Here is a 17,028-nt window from a genome sequence, read left to right on the forward strand (position 1 = left end):
GGGGGGATTGCTGGGCCGGATCGCGGGGGGACTCGCGCTGGTCGCCGTGCTGGCGCTGGCGCTGTGGCTCTATGCCCGCGCCTGGGCGCCCTCCCGCGAGCAATATCCGGTGCAGGGGGTGACGATCAGCGCGGCCGACGGCGCGGTCGATTGGGGCACGCTGGCGGCGCAGGGGGCGGACTTCGCCTATATTCGCGCGGCGGTGGGCGCGGACCGGCGCGATCCCGCCTTCGCGGCGAACTGGCGCGGGGCGCGGGCGGCGGGGATGCGCTATGGCGCGACGATCGACTTTTCCCCCTGCCGCCTCGCCAGCGATCAGGCGACGCGGTTCATCACCACAGTCCCGCGCGACAATGCCGCGCTGCCGCCGGTCATCCGCCTGGCCTTCACCCCCGAATGCAGCGCGCGGCCGGGGCGCGACCTGCTCTTGTCAGAACTCAACACGCTGGTGAACCTGATCGAGGCCCATGCGGGCAAGCCGGTGCTGCTGAACGTCACCGAGGATTTCGACGCGGCCTATGACATTGGCGGCGGGATCAACCGGACATTGTGGCTCGACGGCAATTTCTTCCCGCCCGATTATGCCAGCCGCCCCTGGGTGATGTGGACAGCCAGCGACATGCGGCATATCGACGGGATCGACGGCCCGGTGCGGTGGGATGTGGTAGCGCCCTGATGCAAAGCGAACAGCGAGTGGAACAGCTGATTGAGGCTGCGCGGCAGGCGATGGCCCATGCCCATGCGCCCTATAGCCGCTTTGCCGTAGGGGCGGCGGTGCGGCTGACCGATGGCGCGATCGTGACGGGGTGCAACTTCGAGAATGCGAGCTATGGCCTTTCGCTATGTGCCGAGACGGTGGCGCTGGCGAGCGTCAATGCGCAGGGGCGCTTGGCCGATGTCGAGGCGATCGCGGTCGTAGGCGGGGCGATGGACGCTGAGGCCGAAGCGCTGGTTACCCCTTGCGGCCGGTGCCGGCAGATCATGAACGAGGCGGAGCAGATGGCCGGCCGCCCCCTCGCCATATATTGCGCGACACCGGGCGGCGACCGGATGCTGACCCTCAGCGTCGCCGATCTTCTTCCTCATGCCTTTGGTCCCAAGGATTTAGGGATCGTTCCTGACAGGACATCTTAACAGCCATGGCCATACTTTCCGACCGCTGGATCCGCGAGCAGGCGCTTGCCACCGGCATGATCGAGCCCTTTGTCGAGAGCCAGAAGCGCGAGGGCTGCATCAGCTACGGCCTCTCCTCCTACGGCTATGACGCGCGGGTGGCGGACGAGTTCAAGATCTTCACCAATGTCGACAGCGCGGTGGTGGACCCCAAGGATTTCGCCGCCAACAGCTTCGTCGATCGCAAGACCGATGTGTGCATCATTCCGCCCAACAGCTTCGCGCTCGCCCGCACGGTCGAATATTTCCGCGTGCCGCGCGACGTTCTGGTCATCTGCCTCGGCAAATCCACCTATGCGCGGTGCGGGATCATCGTGAACGTGACCCCGCTGGAACCGGGCTGGGAAGGGCATGTGACGCTGGAATTTTCCAACACCACCCCCCTGCCCGCGAAAATCTACGCCAATGAAGGGGCATGCCAGTTCCTGTTCCTTCAGGGCAATGAGCCGTGCGAGGTCAGCTATGCCGACCGGGCGGGCAAATATATGGGGCAGCAGGGCGTGACATTGCCGCGCCTCTAGCGGACACTGGCGCCATGAGCTTCTGGCGCAATCTCCTGCGGCCCGCGCCTCTGCCGGTGGACGGACCGCCGCCCAGCGTCGGCGAGGATCGGCGTGTCTATGCGGTGGGCGATGTGCATGGCCGGCTCGACTTGCTCGAGGACTTGCTCGGCCGGATCGCGGCGGACGACCGCGCGCGCGGGCCGATGCCGCCGCACCTCATTCTGCTCGGCGATCTGGTGGATCGCGGGCCGGCCTCGCGCCAGATCGTGTCGCTCGTAATGACTTTGGCGGCCGAAGAGGCAGGACTCCAGTGCCTCAAGGGCAATCATGAGGAGCTGTTCCTGCTGGCGGCGAAGGGCGATGTGACGGCCATCCCGACCTTTCGCAAGGCGGGCGGCGGGGCGACTCTCGCCAGCTATGGGCTGCCGCAGCGCGATTTCGAGGCGATGGCGGACATAGAGATCGCCGCCTGGATGCTGGCCCATGTGCCGCGCGACCATGTCGATTTCCTCGACGCGCTGCCCGATCGCCTGATCGTGGGCGACTATCTCTTCGTCCATGCCGGCATCCGCCCCGGCGTGGCGATCGAGCGGCAGAGCGGCGCGGACATGCGCTGGATCAGGCGGGACTTTCTGGAGCATGAGGGCGCGCACCCGCTGATGGTGGTGCATGGGCACAGCATCACCGACGATGTGGACGAGCGGGCGAACCGGATCGGGATCGATACCGGGGCCTATTTTTCGGGGCGGCTGACGGCGCTGGGGCTGGAGGGAAGCAAGCGCTGGGTCATCCAGACGGGGGAATGAACCCATCCATCTCGCCCGTCACCCCGGCCGAAGAGCCGGGGTTCCGCTTCTCCGCTGCCGCCGCAAAGGCAGCGGGACCCCGGATCACGTCCGGGGTGACGAAGGAATTATCGCCAACCCTGCGCCACCGCCGCCTTCTCGCCCGCCGCGTCGACCGGTGCGCCGTCTATCAGCGCGTCGACCGTCGCCATGACGCGCGCGTCGGTGGAGGAGGCCTGGCGGTAGGCGGCGCCGGGGCCGCCGCCGGGGAGCATCTGCTGGACCTGCCAGCCATCCCCTTCGCGGCAGGCGACGCCCGCCACCGCGCCGTCGAAACTGCGGCACCAGCCGCCGCCCTTGCGCCGGAAGCTGAGGCCGATCCGCACCGCCGCGCCGTCCTGCGCCGAGGCGAGCTGCGTGTCGAGGGCGCGGGCGAGGTCGCCCTGCGCTACCAGAACGCCGCGTTCCATGCCCACCGGCCCGGCCTCCTCGCTTGAGACGCGCCCCAGCGTCAGGCCAAGGACAAGGCTGGCGGCGATCGCCCCGCCCGTCATCCAGCCGCGCCATCGGGGGGCCGGGCGCGCGAGCGGCACCACCGCCGCGCCTTGCTCCAGCATCGCGCGGAGGCGATCGGGTACGGGTTCTTCAGCGACCGGCGCATAATGATCGGCCAGCCGTTCGCGCAGCCGCTGATGGCGCGCAAGCCGCTCGGCGAGCGCAGGGTCATCCGCCACCGCGCGTTCGATCCGCCGCCGGTTGACCTCGTCCAGCTCGCCGTCCACCAGCGCCATCAGCATGGCTTCGTCGATATTGCTCATGCCGCCTCTCCCATCATCTCGATCAGCGCCCCGCGCCCGCGCACCAGCCGCGAGGTCAGCGTGCCCATCGGCACGCCCAGCACCGCCGCCGCTTCCTTGTAGGACAGCCCCTCCACCAGCACGAGCGCGATCGCCTCGCGCTGTTCGTCGGGCAAAGCCTGCATCGCGCGATCGACGTCGGACAGGGCCATATGCGCCTCTATGTCGCGCTCCCCGGCATGGCCGACCGCCGCGCCCGCCTCTTCGGGGGCGAAGGTGCGGGCGGCGCGCTGGCGGGCGCGGGCTTCGTCGATCCAGAGGTTACGCATGATCCGGTACATCCAGCTGTCGAGACGGGTGCCGGGCTGCCACTGGTCGCGCGCCTTCAACGCCCGTTCCAGCGCCGCCTGGCATAGATCGTCGCCATCGGCGCGGTCGCGCGACAGGCTGAACGCGAAGCGGCGCAGCCGGGGCAGGATCGCAAGCAGGTCGCGCTCGAACGACATCGGCTCTCCGTCTCAGGTTTTCAGGGATGAAACGCGCGACCCCGGCCGTTTCATCCCTCGAAGATGGAAGACGAACGGACATTTTTTCGCAATGGATCATTTTGCAGGCGAAAGGAATGAGGATGCGATGCGGCTGACCCGCCCCTGGATGATCGCCGGGCTGATCCTGATCGCGCCTGGCGCGACCGGCGCGCAGGCGCAGCTTCTGCCGCCGGTCGGGCACGTCGCGCCCGACCTGCTGGGGCGGGTCGGCGGCGTGTTGGACGCGGCCGGGCTGGAGCGGCTGTCGCCTTCGCGGATTGCCGATCGGCTGGCGGCGGCGCGGGTGGCGCGGATTGACGGGCTGCTGCGCGCACATGGCGATCGGATCGAACTGGACGACCGGCGCGAGCCGGCGCGGCGGGGCGTCATCCTGCTGACCGGGGCGGATGCCGCCGCGTTGGAGGCGCTGCGGGCGGCGGGCTATGGCGTCGCGAGCGAAACGGTCGAGGGGCTGGACCTTTCGGTCACGCGACTGACCCCGCCTGCTGGGCGCAGCCTGGCGCGGGCGCTGCGCGAGGTGCGCAAGCGCGCGCCGGGGGCGCAGGCGAGCGCGGACAATCTCTACTTTCCGAGCGGGCCGGGCTTGGCGCTCGCCGCCGATGCGCTGGCGTCGGGCAAGGTCTCAGGGCGCGCCGCCGGGCTGATCGACGGCGGGGTCGCGCGCCATCCTTCGCTCACCGGCGGGGTCGAGCAGCGCGGCTTCGCGCAGGGCGCGCCGCGCGCCAGCGCCCATGGCACCGCCGTCGCCTCGCTGATCGCGGGGGATGGGGCGATCAGGGGGGCAGCGCCCGGCGCGCCCTTGCTGGTGGCCGATGTCTATGGCGACGATCCGGCGGGCGGCAGCGCCTTCGCCATCGTGCGGGCGCTGGGATGGATGGCGGCGCGGGGCGTGCCGGTGGTGACCGTCAGCCTGGTCGGCCCGGCCAATCCGCTGCTGGAAGGCGCGATCCGGCTGGCGCGCGACAAGGGGGTGATGGTGGTCGCGGCGGTGGGTAATGACGGGCCGGCCGCGCCGCCCGCCTATCCCGCCTCCTACCCCGGCGTGATCGCCGTCACAGGGATCGACGGGCGCGGACGGCCGCTGCCCGAGGCTGGCCGGGCGCTCCATGTCGATTTCGCCGCGCCGGGCGCGGACATGCGCGCGGCGACGTTGGATGGCGGCAAGGGCGCGGTGCGGGGAACGAGCTTCGCCGCGCCGCTGGTCGCCGGACGACTGTTCGCGCGCGGGAGCGTCCCGGCCCTGCGCGCCGAGGCCGGGCGGGGCAAGCCGCCGGTGCTGTGCGGCGGGTGCATAAATTAGGGTGGAATATCCGTTATTTGGACAATTTTTCTGCAGCTGAGGGATGAAAAGCGATACGCCTCCCGTTCTCCTCGCATCGGAACGACATGCTTGAAGGAGACGAGCGATGAAAGCCACATATCTGATTGCCGCGACCTGCATCCTGCCCCTCGCTTTTGCGACGCCGGCGTCGGCGCAGCTGCTGGGCGGCGGCGGCGGTGGCCTGGGCGGCGCGCTGGGCGGGAGCCTGGGCGGCAGCGCCGGTGGGCTCGGCGGGACGCTGAACAATGGGCTCGGCGGTCGGGGCGCGCTCGACCGCAGCCTCGATCTCGACAATGGCGAGGTCAGCACCCGCGCCCATGGCCATGGCCGCGCACGCAGCGGCAGCCGGGTGGACGGCCCCGACAAGAGCCGCCGCGTCGCCGGATCGGCCGATGGCTCGGGCAGCCTGGGCGCGAGCGTCGATACGGTCGGCGTGAATGATGTGCGGAATGCCACTGGCGCAGTGCGCGACCGCGCGACCGGCACGGCGGGCGCGGCGCGGGATCGCGCGGTGACGACCGCCAGCGCCGCCCGCGATCGGGCGACGGGCGCCGCCGGCGCTGTGCGCGATCGCGCTGCATCGACCGCCGGGTCTGCGACGGGCGCGGTCGGCGACGCCGCTTCCTCGGCGAATGTGAGCGGCAGCGTCACGGGCAGCGCGTCGGGCAGCGCATCGGCGAACAGCGCCGGCAATCCAGGTCAGGCGGACGAATGACCCCCGCAGGCGCGTCCCCCGTGCGCGCCACCGCCTGAACAGGCCGGCGATCCCGAAGCGGATCGCCGGCCTTTGCTTTTGTTCAGGCCGCCGCTTCGACCATTGCGCGGGCGCGGTCGGTCGCGGTGCGGGTGTCGCCGGCAAGTTTCTTGACCTCCTGCGCCACCACGGCAAAGCCGCGCCCCGCCTCCCCGGCGCGGGCGGCCTCGATCGTGGCGTTGAGCGCGAGAAGGTTGGTCTGGTTAGCGATGAGGCCGATGCCGTCGACGATATCGACCAGCCCGTCGACCATCGTCCTGAGTTCGGCGCGCAGCGTCTTGGACGGGGTGGTGTCGGTTGCGATCTTCAGGATACGCTGGACGCGGCCGGCTTCGTCGAACACGGGGTTGTAGGTCGCCTGCAGCCAGACTTCGCGGCCGTCCTTGCCGATGCGGCGATATTCGCCCGCGTCGAAATCGCCGCGACCGAGCTTGCGCCAGAAATCGGCATAGGCGAGCGAGGCTGCATCCTGCTCCAGGCAGAAGATGCGGTGATGCCGCCCGACGACGTCGCCGAGCGCATAGCCCATCGTGCCAAGGAACAGGTCGTTGGCCCAGAGGATGACGCCGGTGGGATCGAACTCGATCACCGCCTGCGACCGGCAGATCGCGTCCCAGGCAGCTTCCAGGCTGTGATGGGCGGCTTGCCCCATGATCGTCTCCTTCCCGGCCGGTTTAGGAGCGACCGGTTAAGAGGCGCTTAAGCACCAGAGCCAAGCCATGGAAAAGGCCGGCATCCTTGCGGACACCGGCCTTTCCACCCCCCACATGATGGCGTCGAATCAGGCGACCTTGGCCTGCTGTTCCGACACGTCCTCGGGATCGCGCAGCACATAGCCGCGGCCCCAGACGGTCTCGATATAATTATCGCCGCCGCAGGCCAGCGCCAGCTTCTTGCGCAGCTTGCAGATGAACACGTCGATGATCTTGAGTTCAGGCTCGTCCATGCCGCCATAAAGGTGGTTCAGGAACATTTCCTTGGTCAGCGTCGTGCCCTTGCGCAGCGACAGCAGCTCCAGCATCGCATATTCCTTGCCGGTCAGGTGGACGCGGTTGCTGTCCACTTCCACCGTCTTGGCGTCCAGGTTGACGGACAGTTTGCCGGTGCGGATGACCGATTGCGAATGGCCCTTCGAGCGGCGCACGACCGCATGGATGCGGGCGATCAGTTCCTCGCGATGGAAGGGCTTGGTGACATAATCGTCGGCGCCGAAGCCGAAGGAGCGGACCTTGCTGTCCATCTCGCTGATGCCCGACAGGATCAGCACCGGGGTCTGCACCTTTGCCGCGCGCAGCTTCTTGAGCACGTCATAGCCGTGCATGTCGGGCAGGTTCAGGTCCAGGCAGATGATGTCGTAATCATAGAGCTTGCCGAGGTCCAAGCCCTCCTCGCCCAGGTCCGTCGTATAGACGTTGAAGCCCTCGGTCGTGAGCATCAGCTCGATCGCCTTGGCGGTGGTCGGTTCGTCCTCGATCAGCAGCACGCGCATGTGAAGCCCCTTTGTACCTTCCGGTCCGTCGCAGTCCCGTTCACCCCACCAGAACGGCTTCCGCGCCAAATCATTAACCAAAAAACTTCTGAAGGACAAAGGTTAATTATTCGCTAACCCGCAGGAATCCGCGAGTCGCTTGATTTTGAATCATATTACAAGGGTTTGCAGCCGAAATAAGCGGGGCGGAGTCAAGATAGATTCACCTGCGCAACGACGTTTACCCCCGGTTAAAGCCCGCATGGGCATGGGCCAAGCCATTAAGAATTGGTCCGCCCAAGGTCGACATCGTTAACAGCCATGGTGCCGGGCGAGAAAGTCGAGCAGCGCCTCCACGCGCGCGGGGCGCAGGCGCGAGGGCGGCGTTACCAGATGAAGGCCGACGGGCGGCGGCCGCCAGTCGAGCAGCACTTCCTCCACCTCTCCGTTCGCGAGCGCCGGGCCGATGATGAAGTCGGGCAGCCGGGCGATCCCTACCCCTTCGCGCAGCGCGGGCAGCATCGCTTCGCCGCTGTTCACCGTCAGGCGGCTGCGCACCTGCACCACGACCGTCTGCTGCCCAGGACCGGTGAAGCGCCAGACATCGGGCGTCGCGACATTGGAATAGCAGAGGCAGTCATGCGCGCCGAGGTCGCTGGGATGCTGCGGCCGGCCGCGCGCGTCCAGATAGGCGGGGGACGCGATGACGTGCATCATGACGTCCGCCAGCCGCCGCGCGCGCAGGCTGCTGTCGGGCATGTCCGAGATGCGGATGGTAGCGTCGAGACCCATTTCGACAATGTCGATCTTCGCGTCGGACAGGTGCAGATCGACGTCGACCAGCGGGTTCGCCTTGGTGAACTGCGCCACCAGCGGCGCGACGCGCAGCAGGCCGAAGGTCATCGGCGCGCCGAGCCGCACCACGCCCGAAAGGTCCGCCGTCTCGTCGCGCGCCGCTTCCTCGGCCGCCTGTCCTTCGGCCAGGATGCGCTGGGCGTGATCGGCGAGCCGCCGGCCGCTCTCGGTCAGCGCCAGGCGGCGGCTGGTGCGGTTGAACAGGCTGGTGTCGAGATGCTCCTCCAGCCGGGTCACCGCCTTCGATACGGTTGCCTTGGAAACGCTGAGCGCTCTTGCGGCGTCGGTGAAGCTGCGATGTTCGACCACGGCGGCGAACATTGCCCAGGCCTCGAAATCGGGAAGGCGCATACAGAAACAATCCGTTTCAATGCTGTCGGTTTATGAAACGATGATGAGGGCTACATTGTCGGAAAGCAAGCGGGACCGAACGGCTCCGCAACGAAAAGGCACTTATCATGACCACGACCACGCAGAGCCGCATCGAGCGCCGCCCCTTCGCGTCGCTGGGCCATGCGGACCATGGCTGGCTCAACGCCCGCCATCATTTCTCCTTCGCCGACTATTATGACGACGAACGGATGGGCTGGGGCGCGATCCGCGTCTGGAACGACGATGAGATCGGTCCGCGATCGGGCTTTCCGCCGCACCCCCATGCCGACATGGAGATCATCACCTATGTCCGCACCGGCGCGATCACGCACCAGGACAGCCTCGGCAACAAGGGCCGCACGGCAGCCGGCGACATTCAGGTGATGTCGGCGGGCAGCGGCATCCGCCACGCCGAATATAATCTGGAGGGGGAGACGACGACGCTCTTCCAGATCTGGATCATGCCCCGCGCGCGTGGCGGCCAGCCCTGCTGGGGGACCAAGCCCTTCCCGAAGGACGACCGCGCCGGACGGCTGGCGGTGCTCGCCAGCGGCTATGAGGAGGACACAGAGGCGCTGCGAATCCGCGCCGACGCCCGGCTGCTGGGCGGCACGATCAAAGCCGGGCAGAGTGTAACCTATGACGGTGCGGCGGGTCGCCACATCTATATGGTGCCCGCGACTGGCCGCATCGCAATAGACGGCCAGATATTCGAGGCGCGTGACGGCGCGGCGATCCTTGGCGGGTCGCCCATCACCATCACGGGAATCGAGGACGCAGAGATCGTCCTGGTCGACAGCCTTTGACCTTTTTGGGGGTCCATCCTTCCCCCACGCCGGATGGACCTCCGGGCCGCCTGTACATCCCCCTTCTCCCGTACAGGCGGCCGCCTTCCCCTGACCAATCCTTTCAAGGAGACTGACCATGGCTAAAGTTCTGGTGCTCTATTATTCGTCCTACGGCCATATCGAGACGATGGCGAAAGCCGTGGCCGAAGGCGCGGCGTCCGCGGGCGCTGAGGTCGACATCAAGCGCGTCCCCGAAACCGCGCCGCTCGAAGTCGCGAAGAACGCGCATTTCAAGCTGGATCAGGACGCGCCGGTAGCGACCGTCGCCGAGTTGGCCGATTATGATGCGATCATCGTCGGCACCGGCACGCGCTTTGGCCGCATGTCGAGCCAGATGGCGGCGTTCCTCGACCAGGCCGGCGGGCTGTGGGCGCGCGGCGCGCTCAATGGCAAGGTCGGGGGGGCGTTCACCTCGACCGCGTCGCAGCATGGCGGGCAGGAGACGACGCTCTTCTCGATCATCACCAACCTGCTGCATTTCGGCATGACCATCGTCGGCCTCGACTATGGCTTCCAGGGCCAGATGGGCGTGGACAAGGTGCGCGGCGGATCGCCCTATGGCGCGACCACGCTGGCCGATGGCGACGGCAGCCGCCAGCCGAGCGAGGAAGAGCTGGACGGCGCCCGCTATCAGGGCCGCCGGATCGCCGAAACGGCGATCAAGCTGCACGGCTGAGCGCGTAGGGCGTCGTCTAATCGATGCTCGTGCCGCTGAGCCTTGAAGTCGCGAGGATCATGGCCGGCAGGGGCTGGCGCGGCGGGACTCCGCGCCAGCCCCTTATCCGGTGCGCTCAACTGACGGCCGGGTCGCCTTCCTTGCGCATCTGGGTGAAGATGTTCCAGGTGGCGATAAACAGCGCGGCGATGACCGGGCCGATGACGATGCCGTTGAAGCCGAACAGTTCGATCCCGCCGAGCGTCGAGATCAGCACGACATAGTCGGGCATCCGAGTGTCGCGCCCGACCAGGATCGGGCGCAGCACATTATCGACCGATCCGATGATGATCGCGCCGCAACCGACCAGCACCGCGCCCTCCCACACCGCGCCGGTGGCGAACAGGTAGAGCGCGACCGGCACCCAGACGAGGCCCGCGCCGATCGCCGGCAGCAGCGAGGCGACGCCCATCAGCACACCCCACAGCAGCGCGCCCTGAATGCCCAGCATCCAGAAGACGATGCCGCCGATGAACCCCTGAACGATGGCGACGACGATGCTGCCCTTGACCGTGGCGCGGATGACGACGACGAAACGGCGCAGCAGCGCCTCGCGCTGGCTGGGGCGCAGCGGCGCGGCTTCGGCGAAGCGTTGCGAAAGCCGGTCGCCGTCGCGCAGCAGGAAGAAAGCGAGATAGAGCATCACGCCGAGCGCGATGATGAAGCTGAACGCCCCCTGCCCGATCGTCAGCGCCTGGCCCGCGACGCTGCGGAAGCTGCTGGTGATGCCGCGCGTGACCGTAATGCGCGCCGCGTCGAAATTGCTTAGCCCCATGCGCCGCAGCAGCCCGTTCGCCCAGTCGGGCAGCGCGGCGTGCATCTGCGCGAACATGCGCGCGAAGTCGATTTCGCCCGACTGAATCTTGGCGTAGAAATGCGCGGCCTCCTGCACCAGCGCGAAGCCGAGCAGGATCGCGGGCAGGATGACGATAGCGACGATCAGGGTCAGCGTGATGAGCGCCGCGCTGTTCCGCCGCCCCGGCATCGCCGCCAGCAGCGCCTGGTTCACCGGCCAGAATAATATGGCGACGATGATGCCCCACAGCACGGCGGCGAAGAAAGGCTCCAGCACCAGCGCGAAGGCGATCGAGACGAGGATCACGAGGCCGAGGAAGAAGCCATCCTCGATCCGGTGGCTGCGGGATTGCGGTTCGGTCATTTCACCCCCGTAAGCAAGTTCGCAAGGCAAATCCATGGGCGCGCGCGCCGGTTCCATGCCCCCTGTCCTTTTGCCCGGCCCGGCGATAGAGACGGCGGCGACAAGCACCGACATTGAGGCAAGAGTGGCACGCGAAATCACCGGATTTTCCAACCCGCTGGTGAAGCGCGTCCGGTCGCTGCGCGAAAAGAAATATCGCAAGGCCGAAGGGCTGTTCATTGCCGAAGGGCTGCGTATCCTCACTGAAGCGCGCGAGGAAGGCGTGCTGCCCGAAATGCTGTTCCACGCCGGATCGGTCCATCCGCTGGCGCGGGAGCTGATCGCGGCGATGGAGGCGGCGGGCGGCGACGTCATCGAAACGACGCCCGACATCCTGTCCAAGATCAGCGGCAAGGAGAATGCGCAGGCGGTGGTCGGCGTCTATCGCGACCGGCTGACGCCGCTGGCCGAGATCGACCGCAGCCGCGCCGACACCTGGATCGTCGCCCAGTCGCTGCGCGATCCCGGCAACCTTGGCACCATATTGCGGACGGGCGATGCGGTGGGCGCTGGCGGTCTCATCCTGATCGACGATTGCGTCGATCCCTTTTCGGTCGAATCGGTGCGCGCCAGCATGGGGGCGCTCTTCACCCAGTCGATCACCCAGACGCGCTGGGAGGAGTTCGTGCCGTGGCTGCGCGGCGGGCCGGGGCAGCTCATAGGCACCAGTCTCAAGGCCACGCAGGACTATCAGGAACCGCGCTACGACAGTCCCGCTTTCCTGCTGGTGGGTAATGAGGCGCAGGGGCTGCCCGCTGCCTATGAAGCGGAATGCGACCTGCTGGTGAAGATGCCGATGCGGGGCAAGGCCGACAGTCTGAACGCCGCCGTCGCGACTGCGGTGATGGCCTATGAGCTGCTGAACCAGAAGCGGCGCGGCTGAGCATTTGCATCGCTGGCCGCAGCCGTTAGAAAGGCGCGGGGTATGGCGCGCGCATTATCATCCGAGACGCTTCATGCGACGAGCGTCGCCATCGGCGGGCGCGCCGTCCTGCTGTGCGGGCCGAGCGGCATCGGCAAGTCCGACCTCGCCCTGCGGCTGATCGATCGCGGTGCGGTGCTGGTCAGCGACGATTATACGCTGGTGAAGCGGATCGACGGCCGGCTGCTGGCGACGGCGCCCGGCACCATCGCCGGCAAGATGGAGGTGCGCGGGATCGGCATCGTGGCGATGCCGGCACTGGCCGAAGCGCCGGTCGCGCTGCTGGTCGATCTTTCCGACCGGGTCGCGCGGATGCCCGATGCGGCGCAGCGTTCCGTCGCGGGCGTGGCGGTGCCGCTCGTCACGCTCGCGCCGCTCGAAGCGTCCGCCCCGGTCAAGGTCGAACTGGCATTGAAGAGCCTCGGCCTGCCATGACCGCGCCCAAGACCATATTGCTGGTGTCGGGCCTCTCGGGCGCGGGCAAGAGCACGGCGCTCAGGACGCTGGAGGATATGGGCTGGGAAGCGGTCGACAATCTGCCGCTCGTGCTGCTCGACCGGCTGCTCGGCACGCCGCTGCCCGAAGGCCATGCGGGCGAGGATGGGCGGCCGCTGGCGCTGGGCATCGATGCGCGCACGCGCGGCTTCGACGCCGCCGCCATCGTGCAGCGGATCAAGGCGCTGCGGGAGCGGCACGGCCATGATGTCGAGACGCTGTTTCTCGACTGCTCGGGCACCGAACTGGAGCGCCGCTTCGCCGAGACGCGCCGCCGCCACCCGCTCGCGCTCGACCGCCCGGCGGCCGACGGCATCGCCCGCGAGCGCGAGCTGACCGAGCCGCTGCGGCGCTGGGCGGCGCATGTCATCGACACGACCAGCTTCACCAGCAATGCGCTGCAACAGGAAATCCGCGCGCGTTTCTCACGCGAAGGGCTGTCGGAGCCGATCCTGACCATCCTGTCCTTCGGCTTTTCGCGCGGGGTGCCGCGCAACGCCGACCTGATGTTCGACATGCGCTTCCTGCGCAACCCGCATTGGGACGACGAACTGCGCCCGATGACCGGGCTCGATCCGCGCGTTGCCGCCTACATTCAGGACGATCCGGCTTACGAGGCAGCGGTCGGCAAGATCGAGGATCTGCTCGTCACGCTGCTGCCCCGCTATGCCGAGGGCGGGAAAGCCTATATCACCGTCGCCTTCGGCTGCACCGGGGGGCGGCACCGCTCCGTCCATGTCGCCGAGCGCGTCGCGAAACACTTGCAAGGGGCGGGCTTTTCGCCCACCTTACTGCACCGCAATATAGAATCAGCGCCCCAGGACAGTCTGGAGAAGCGCCGTCCGGGAGGCCCGAAAGCATAATCATGACACAGGTGGGCCGCACAGGGACATGATCGGACTCGTACTCGTCACCCATGGGTCGCTGGCGACGGAATTCGTCGTGGCGATGGAGCATGTCGTCGGCCCGCAGCAGCAGATCGCAACCATCTGCATCGGGCCGGAGGATGACATGGAGCTGCGCCGCGCCGACATCGCGGCGGCGGTCGCCCGCGTCAATGACGGGTCGGGCGTGATCCTGCTGACCGACCTGTTCGGCGGCACCCCCTCCAACCTTGCCATATCGCTGCTGAAGGCGGGCGAGATCGAGGTGATCGCAGGCATCAACCTGCCCATGCTCATTCGCCTGGAAAGCGCGCGCAAGGTGATGGACGTGCGCGCCGCCGTCGCCGCCGCACGCGAAGCCGGGCAGAAATATATCAGCGTCGCATCGGAACTGTTGGGCAGCACCACATGAACGAAATCAGCCAGCAAGTGCGGATCAGCAACAAGCGCGGGCTTCATGCGCGCGCCAGCGCCAAGTTCGTGACTCTGGCAAGCGGCCTGCCCGCCGACATCACCGTCAGCAAGGACGGCAATCATGTGACCGGCACGTCGATCATGGGGCTGATGATGCTGGGCGCGGCGATGGGCGACCATATCGTCATCAAGGCGACCGGCCCGGAAGCCGAGGATTCGCTGGGCAAGCTCGTGACTTTGGTCGAGGAGAAGTTCGGCGAGGAATGAGGCTGGCCGGGGCTTTGTCACGCCCGGCATGCTTAACTGCCCGCTAAGCGCGTCCGTTGGGAAGATGGCAGGATAGGCCCGACTAGAACGGCCGCGGGGACGGACGTTTTAGGATCATCATGGTCAGCGCCATCAACGGCCCCGGCAATGCCTGGGGACAGATCAAGAAGACGGTGGAGACCGTCACCGCCCCGGTGACAAGCGTGGTTACGCCGGCACCCGCCCCCAGCGCGCCAGCGCCCACGCCGCCCCCTACGCCCGTGGCCGAGACGCCCTCGCCCGATCCGGCGACCGCCGCTGCGCCGTCCGCGCCGCTCACCTACGCCGCGCCCTCGTCCGGCCGGCCGCAGCTGAACGCCCCCGCGACGCCGCAAAGCACGCTGGCGCAGCAATTGACGAAGGCGGGCTTCTACTATTCCGGGCCTGAAAGCGCTGTCGTCGCGGATCCGGTCGCGCCCGCGCAAAAGGTCGATGGCGACGCGCTCAGCCGCGCGCAGATCGTGGCCCAGGCCGCCTATTCGCTCGTCGCGAGCGCGCAGGAGGATGACCGGCTGACGTTGATCCAACAGGGTTAAAGCAGCCAGCGGGCAAGCCGCGGCGACAGGCGAATGAGCCGCGCCAGCGCGACCGGGATCAGCAGCGCCAGCGCCAGCAGCCAGAGCTTGCCCAGATAGGGCGTCAGATAATGGATGACGGCGACATGGCAATACATGATCGCCAGCGACTCCCGCCCCAGCGCCGCGATCGGCCGGGCGAAGGGGGCGACTAAGGCCGACAGCCGGAACAGCAGCAGCGCGGTCGCGATCGCCGACCCGATCGAGAGCAAGGGCCAGCCATAATCGGCCGCTTTCATGTTGAGCGTGGGCAATAGGCCGCTCAGCCCCGCCAGTGCGAGCAGCCCCAGCGGCAGGATCTTGCCATTATGCCAGCGCAGCCGGGGCCAGGCCGCGCCGACCCAGAGCAGGACGAAGGCCATGGGGACGCTCAGCAGCCCCAGCACCGACGCCTGCGTCCACCAGCCCAGCGTATAGGCGAGCGCCAGCATTGGCGGCAGGATCATCGCCCAGCGCCGGTCGAGCGGATCGGGCCAGCGGCTGAGCGCCAGGTTGAACAGGATGCGCGCCACCATCAGGCAAGGCACGAACCAGAAGATGGTGAACGGCCCGCGCAGCCAGAAGCCGCCAAGCAGGATCGGCACGATGTCTTCGGGCCATTGGTGGAAGATCGGGCGGTTGCCCTTGGCGGTCTCGACGATCTGGTCGAGCGCGATCAGCGCAGCCAGGAAGACGGCATAGGGGCGCATCTGCCCAATCACCTGCCGCCGGGTGAAGTCGCCGGGCGGATGCGACCGCGAGAGCATCCCCGACAGGAGGAAGAAGAGCGGCATGTGGAAGCTGTACATCGCGTCGCGCAGGCTCCCGCGCGTCCACACATGCCCCACCACGACGGCAAGGATGCCCAACCCCCGCGCCACATCGACCCAGTCGAGCCGGAACCCCGCCTCTGCCTGCCCCCTATTCTCCATCGTCCTTCCGACCTATAGGATGCGCCGATTACGTCAACTTGCCCCCTCCCCGATCGGAACCGATTTGCCCCTGCTGACCGACCATGTGCTGTTCATCGACGGCGAAGCGATCATCATCGACAAGCCCGCCGGCCTGCCCGTCGATGCGCCGCGCGACGGGTCGATCAGCCTGGAAAATCATCTCGCCTCGCTGACCTTCGGCTTTCAGCGCTGGCCGCTGCCGGTGCATCGGCTGGACCGGGACACGAGCGGCTGCTTGCTGCTTGCCCGCAATCCCAAGGCGCACAAACGCTTCGCCGCCGCGTTCGAGGCGGGGACGGTGGAGAAACGCTATGTCGCGGTGGTGGACGGGGTGCCGGCGGAGAAGGACGGCACCATCGCGCTGTCGCTCAAGAAGGTGAGCAGCGAGGCCAAGGGCTGGCGCATGATCGCGGCGAAGGCGGGGAAGCCCGCCGTCACCTACTGGCGCAAGATCGCGGAGAGAGGCGGCCGCGCGCTGATCGCCTTCACCCCCGAAACCGGCCGCACCCACCAGATCCGCGTCCATGCCGAACATGGGCTGGGCTTCGGCATTGTGGGCGACCCCGTCTATGGCAAGGGCGAAGGCCCGATGCTTCTCCACAGCCGCTTCCTGAGCGTCCCGCGCGGCGACAAGCCCCCGGCGCAGGCGGTCGCGCCGCTGCCCGAGACCTTCGCGGCGGCGGGGTTCGGGGCGGCGTTGCTGGAGGATGCGGGGGTTTGAGATAGCGGCAACATGGTAGCCATCCCCATCTCCCGCACCATCGCGATCGACAGCGACGAGCTGGTCGAGAGCTTCACGCGCGCGTCCGGGCCGGGGGGGCAGCATGTCAATACGACCGACAGCGCGGTGATGCTGCGGTTCGATGTCGCGGCGTCGCCCAGCCTGCCTGATGCGGTCAAGCATCGGCTCGCCGTCGTCGCAGGCTCGCGCATGACGCGCGAGGGTGTGCTGGTGCTGCGGAGCGAAGGCGCGCGGTCGCAGTTGCTCAATCGGCAGGAGGTGCGCGACAGGCTGATCGAGATGATCCGCGAGGCGCTGATCGTGCCGAAGACGCGCCGCCCGACCAAGCCCGGCAAGGCGGCCAAGGCACGGCGGGTGGACGCGAAGAAGGCGCGCGCTTCGGTCAAGCAGGGGCGTGGCAAAGTGTCGATCGACTGACCCG

At 67.8% G+C, this 17,028-nt stretch carries 23 protein-coding genes; 16 read left to right on the forward strand and 7 right to left on the reverse strand.

What is annotated here, in order from left to right:
• The first annotated feature begins 7 nt into the window (after positions 1-7).
• Genes V2B31_RS00375 through V2B31_RS00390 form a run of 4 tightly spaced genes read left to right on the forward strand, consistent with a single transcriptional unit; the run spans position 8 to position 2,482 of the window.
• Complete coding sequence (locus V2B31_RS00375) at positions 8-676, forward strand: GH25 family lysozyme (protein WP_328274275.1); 669 nt, start codon at positions 8-10, stop codon at positions 674-676.
• Positions 676-1,134 (forward strand): cytidine deaminase, encoded by a 459-nt coding sequence (locus V2B31_RS00380; protein ID WP_328274242.1) that lies wholly within the window; start codon positions 676-678, stop codon positions 1,132-1,134. The genes V2B31_RS00375 and V2B31_RS00380 overlap by 1 nt, the downstream gene beginning before the upstream one ends.
• Before the next feature lie 5 nt (positions 1,135-1,139).
• Complete coding sequence (dcd, locus tag V2B31_RS00385; RefSeq protein ID WP_328274243.1) at positions 1,140-1,694, forward strand: dCTP deaminase; 555 nt, start codon at positions 1,140-1,142, stop codon at positions 1,692-1,694.
• A gap of 14 nt (positions 1,695-1,708) precedes the next feature.
• Entirely contained in the window at positions 1,709-2,482 is a 774-nt protein-coding gene (locus V2B31_RS00390) for a metallophosphoesterase (RefSeq protein WP_328274244.1), read from the forward strand.
• A 107-nt stretch (positions 2,483-2,589) separates the two neighbouring features.
• On the opposite strand, the gene V2B31_RS00395 is transcribed toward V2B31_RS00390, so the two are convergent.
• Together V2B31_RS00395 and V2B31_RS00400 are read right to left on the reverse strand one after the other, a co-directional pair.
• Positions 2,590-3,279: an anti-sigma factor family protein gene (locus V2B31_RS00395; RefSeq protein ID WP_328274245.1), complete on the reverse strand. Its 690-nt coding sequence runs from the start codon at positions 3,277-3,279 to the stop codon at positions 2,590-2,592.
• On the reverse strand, positions 3,276-3,764 hold the full coding sequence (locus V2B31_RS00400; protein ID WP_328274246.1) for an RNA polymerase sigma factor: 489 nt from the start codon (positions 3,762-3,764) through the stop codon (positions 3,276-3,278). The genes V2B31_RS00395 and V2B31_RS00400 overlap by 4 nt, the downstream gene beginning before the upstream one ends.
• 91 nt (positions 3,765-3,855) lie before the next feature.
• Here V2B31_RS00400 and V2B31_RS00405 point away from each other — a divergent pair, with 91 nt between their 5' ends.
• Positions 3,856-5,106 carry a S8 family serine peptidase gene (locus V2B31_RS00405; RefSeq protein WP_328274247.1) on the forward strand — a complete coding sequence of 417 codons (1,251 nt, stop codon included), beginning with the start codon at positions 3,856-3,858 and terminating at the stop codon, positions 5,104-5,106.
• Positions 5,107-5,212: 106 nt separating this feature from the next.
• Complete coding sequence (locus V2B31_RS00410; RefSeq protein WP_328274248.1) at positions 5,213-5,842, forward strand: hypothetical protein; 630 nt, start codon at positions 5,213-5,215, stop codon at positions 5,840-5,842.
• Positions 5,843-5,924: 82 nt separating this feature from the next.
• On the opposite strand, the gene V2B31_RS00415 is transcribed toward V2B31_RS00410, so the two are convergent.
• From V2B31_RS00415 to V2B31_RS00425, 3 genes are all read right to left on the reverse strand, one after another.
• Positions 5,925-6,533, reverse strand: a complete 609-nt coding sequence (locus V2B31_RS00415) for a methyl-accepting chemotaxis protein (protein WP_328274249.1) — start codon at positions 6,531-6,533, stop codon at positions 5,925-5,927.
• A 129-nt stretch (positions 6,534-6,662) separates the two neighbouring features.
• Positions 6,663-7,370 carry a response regulator transcription factor CtrA gene (gene ctrA / locus V2B31_RS00420; RefSeq protein WP_328274250.1) on the reverse strand — a complete coding sequence of 236 codons (708 nt, stop codon included), beginning with the start codon at positions 7,368-7,370 and terminating at the stop codon, positions 6,663-6,665.
• A gap of 291 nt (positions 7,371-7,661) precedes the next feature.
• A complete protein-coding gene (locus V2B31_RS00425; protein ID WP_328274251.1) occupies positions 7,662-8,555 on the reverse strand; it encodes a LysR family transcriptional regulator in 894 nt (297 codons plus the stop codon).
• A gap of 107 nt (positions 8,556-8,662) precedes the next feature.
• On the opposite strand from V2B31_RS00425, the gene V2B31_RS00430 reads away from it, so the two are divergent.
• Positions 8,663-9,382, forward strand: coding sequence for a pirin family protein (locus V2B31_RS00430; RefSeq protein ID WP_328274252.1), 720 nt, complete (start codon positions 8,663-8,665; stop codon positions 9,380-9,382).
• A 118-nt stretch (positions 9,383-9,500) separates the two neighbouring features.
• The gene (gene wrbA / locus V2B31_RS00435) at positions 9,501-10,100 is read left to right on the forward strand and encodes an NAD(P)H:quinone oxidoreductase (protein ID WP_328274253.1); all 600 of its coding nucleotides are present in this window, start codon (positions 9,501-9,503) and stop codon (positions 10,098-10,100) included.
• A 115-nt stretch (positions 10,101-10,215) separates the two neighbouring features.
• Here wrbA and V2B31_RS00440 read toward each other — a convergent pair whose 3' ends face one another.
• Positions 10,216-11,298, reverse strand: coding sequence for an AI-2E family transporter (locus V2B31_RS00440; RefSeq protein ID WP_328274254.1), 1,083 nt, complete (start codon positions 11,296-11,298; stop codon positions 10,216-10,218).
• Between the two features lie 124 nt (positions 11,299-11,422).
• Here V2B31_RS00440 and V2B31_RS00445 point away from each other — a divergent pair, with 124 nt between their 5' ends.
• The 6 genes from V2B31_RS00445 (at position 11,423) to V2B31_RS00470 (ending at position 14,894) form a co-directional block, all read left to right on the forward strand.
• Positions 11,423-12,220: a TrmH family RNA methyltransferase gene (locus V2B31_RS00445; RefSeq protein WP_328274255.1), complete on the forward strand. Its 798-nt coding sequence runs from the start codon at positions 11,423-11,425 to the stop codon at positions 12,218-12,220.
• 42 nt (positions 12,221-12,262) lie between these two features.
• Positions 12,263-12,694 carry an HPr kinase/phosphorylase gene (locus V2B31_RS00450; RefSeq protein ID WP_328274256.1) on the forward strand — a complete coding sequence of 144 codons (432 nt, stop codon included), beginning with the start codon at positions 12,263-12,265 and terminating at the stop codon, positions 12,692-12,694.
• Positions 12,691-13,617 (forward strand): RNase adapter RapZ, encoded by a 927-nt coding sequence (gene rapZ / locus V2B31_RS00455; RefSeq protein WP_328274257.1) that lies wholly within the window; start codon positions 12,691-12,693, stop codon positions 13,615-13,617. The genes V2B31_RS00450 and rapZ overlap by 4 nt, the downstream gene beginning before the upstream one ends.
• Positions 13,618-13,645: 28 nt before the next feature.
• Positions 13,646-14,050: a PTS sugar transporter subunit IIA gene (locus V2B31_RS00460; RefSeq protein WP_325419834.1), complete on the forward strand. Its 405-nt coding sequence runs from the start codon at positions 13,646-13,648 to the stop codon at positions 14,048-14,050.
• A complete protein-coding gene (locus tag V2B31_RS00465) occupies positions 14,047-14,319 on the forward strand; it encodes an HPr family phosphocarrier protein (protein WP_328274258.1) in 273 nt (90 codons plus the stop codon). Before V2B31_RS00460 ends, V2B31_RS00465 begins: the two co-directional genes overlap by 4 nt.
• A gap of 119 nt (positions 14,320-14,438) precedes the next feature.
• Positions 14,439-14,894 carry a hypothetical protein gene (locus tag V2B31_RS00470; protein ID WP_328274259.1) on the forward strand — a complete coding sequence of 152 codons (456 nt, stop codon included), beginning with the start codon at positions 14,439-14,441 and terminating at the stop codon, positions 14,892-14,894.
• On the opposite strand, the gene V2B31_RS00475 is transcribed toward V2B31_RS00470, so the two are convergent.
• On the reverse strand, positions 14,891-15,844 hold the full coding sequence (locus V2B31_RS00475; RefSeq protein WP_328274260.1) for an acyltransferase family protein: 954 nt from the start codon (positions 15,842-15,844) through the stop codon (positions 14,891-14,893). The two genes, V2B31_RS00470 and V2B31_RS00475, sit on opposite strands and share 4 nt — an antisense overlap.
• Before the next feature lie 64 nt (positions 15,845-15,908).
• Here V2B31_RS00475 and V2B31_RS00480 point away from each other — a divergent pair, with 64 nt between their 5' ends.
• Together V2B31_RS00480 and arfB are read left to right on the forward strand one after the other, a co-directional pair.
• Complete coding sequence (locus V2B31_RS00480) at positions 15,909-16,586, forward strand: RluA family pseudouridine synthase (protein WP_328274261.1); 678 nt, start codon at positions 15,909-15,911, stop codon at positions 16,584-16,586.
• 12 nt (positions 16,587-16,598) lie between these two features.
• Positions 16,599-17,024, forward strand: coding sequence for an alternative ribosome rescue aminoacyl-tRNA hydrolase ArfB (arfB, locus tag V2B31_RS00485; RefSeq protein WP_328274262.1), 426 nt, complete (start codon positions 16,599-16,601; stop codon positions 17,022-17,024).
• Positions 17,025-17,028: the final 4 nt, after the last annotated feature.

This window comes from Sphingobium sp. (assembly GCF_036170395.1).
GTDB lineage: Bacteria > Pseudomonadota > Alphaproteobacteria > Sphingomonadales > Sphingomonadaceae > Sphingobium.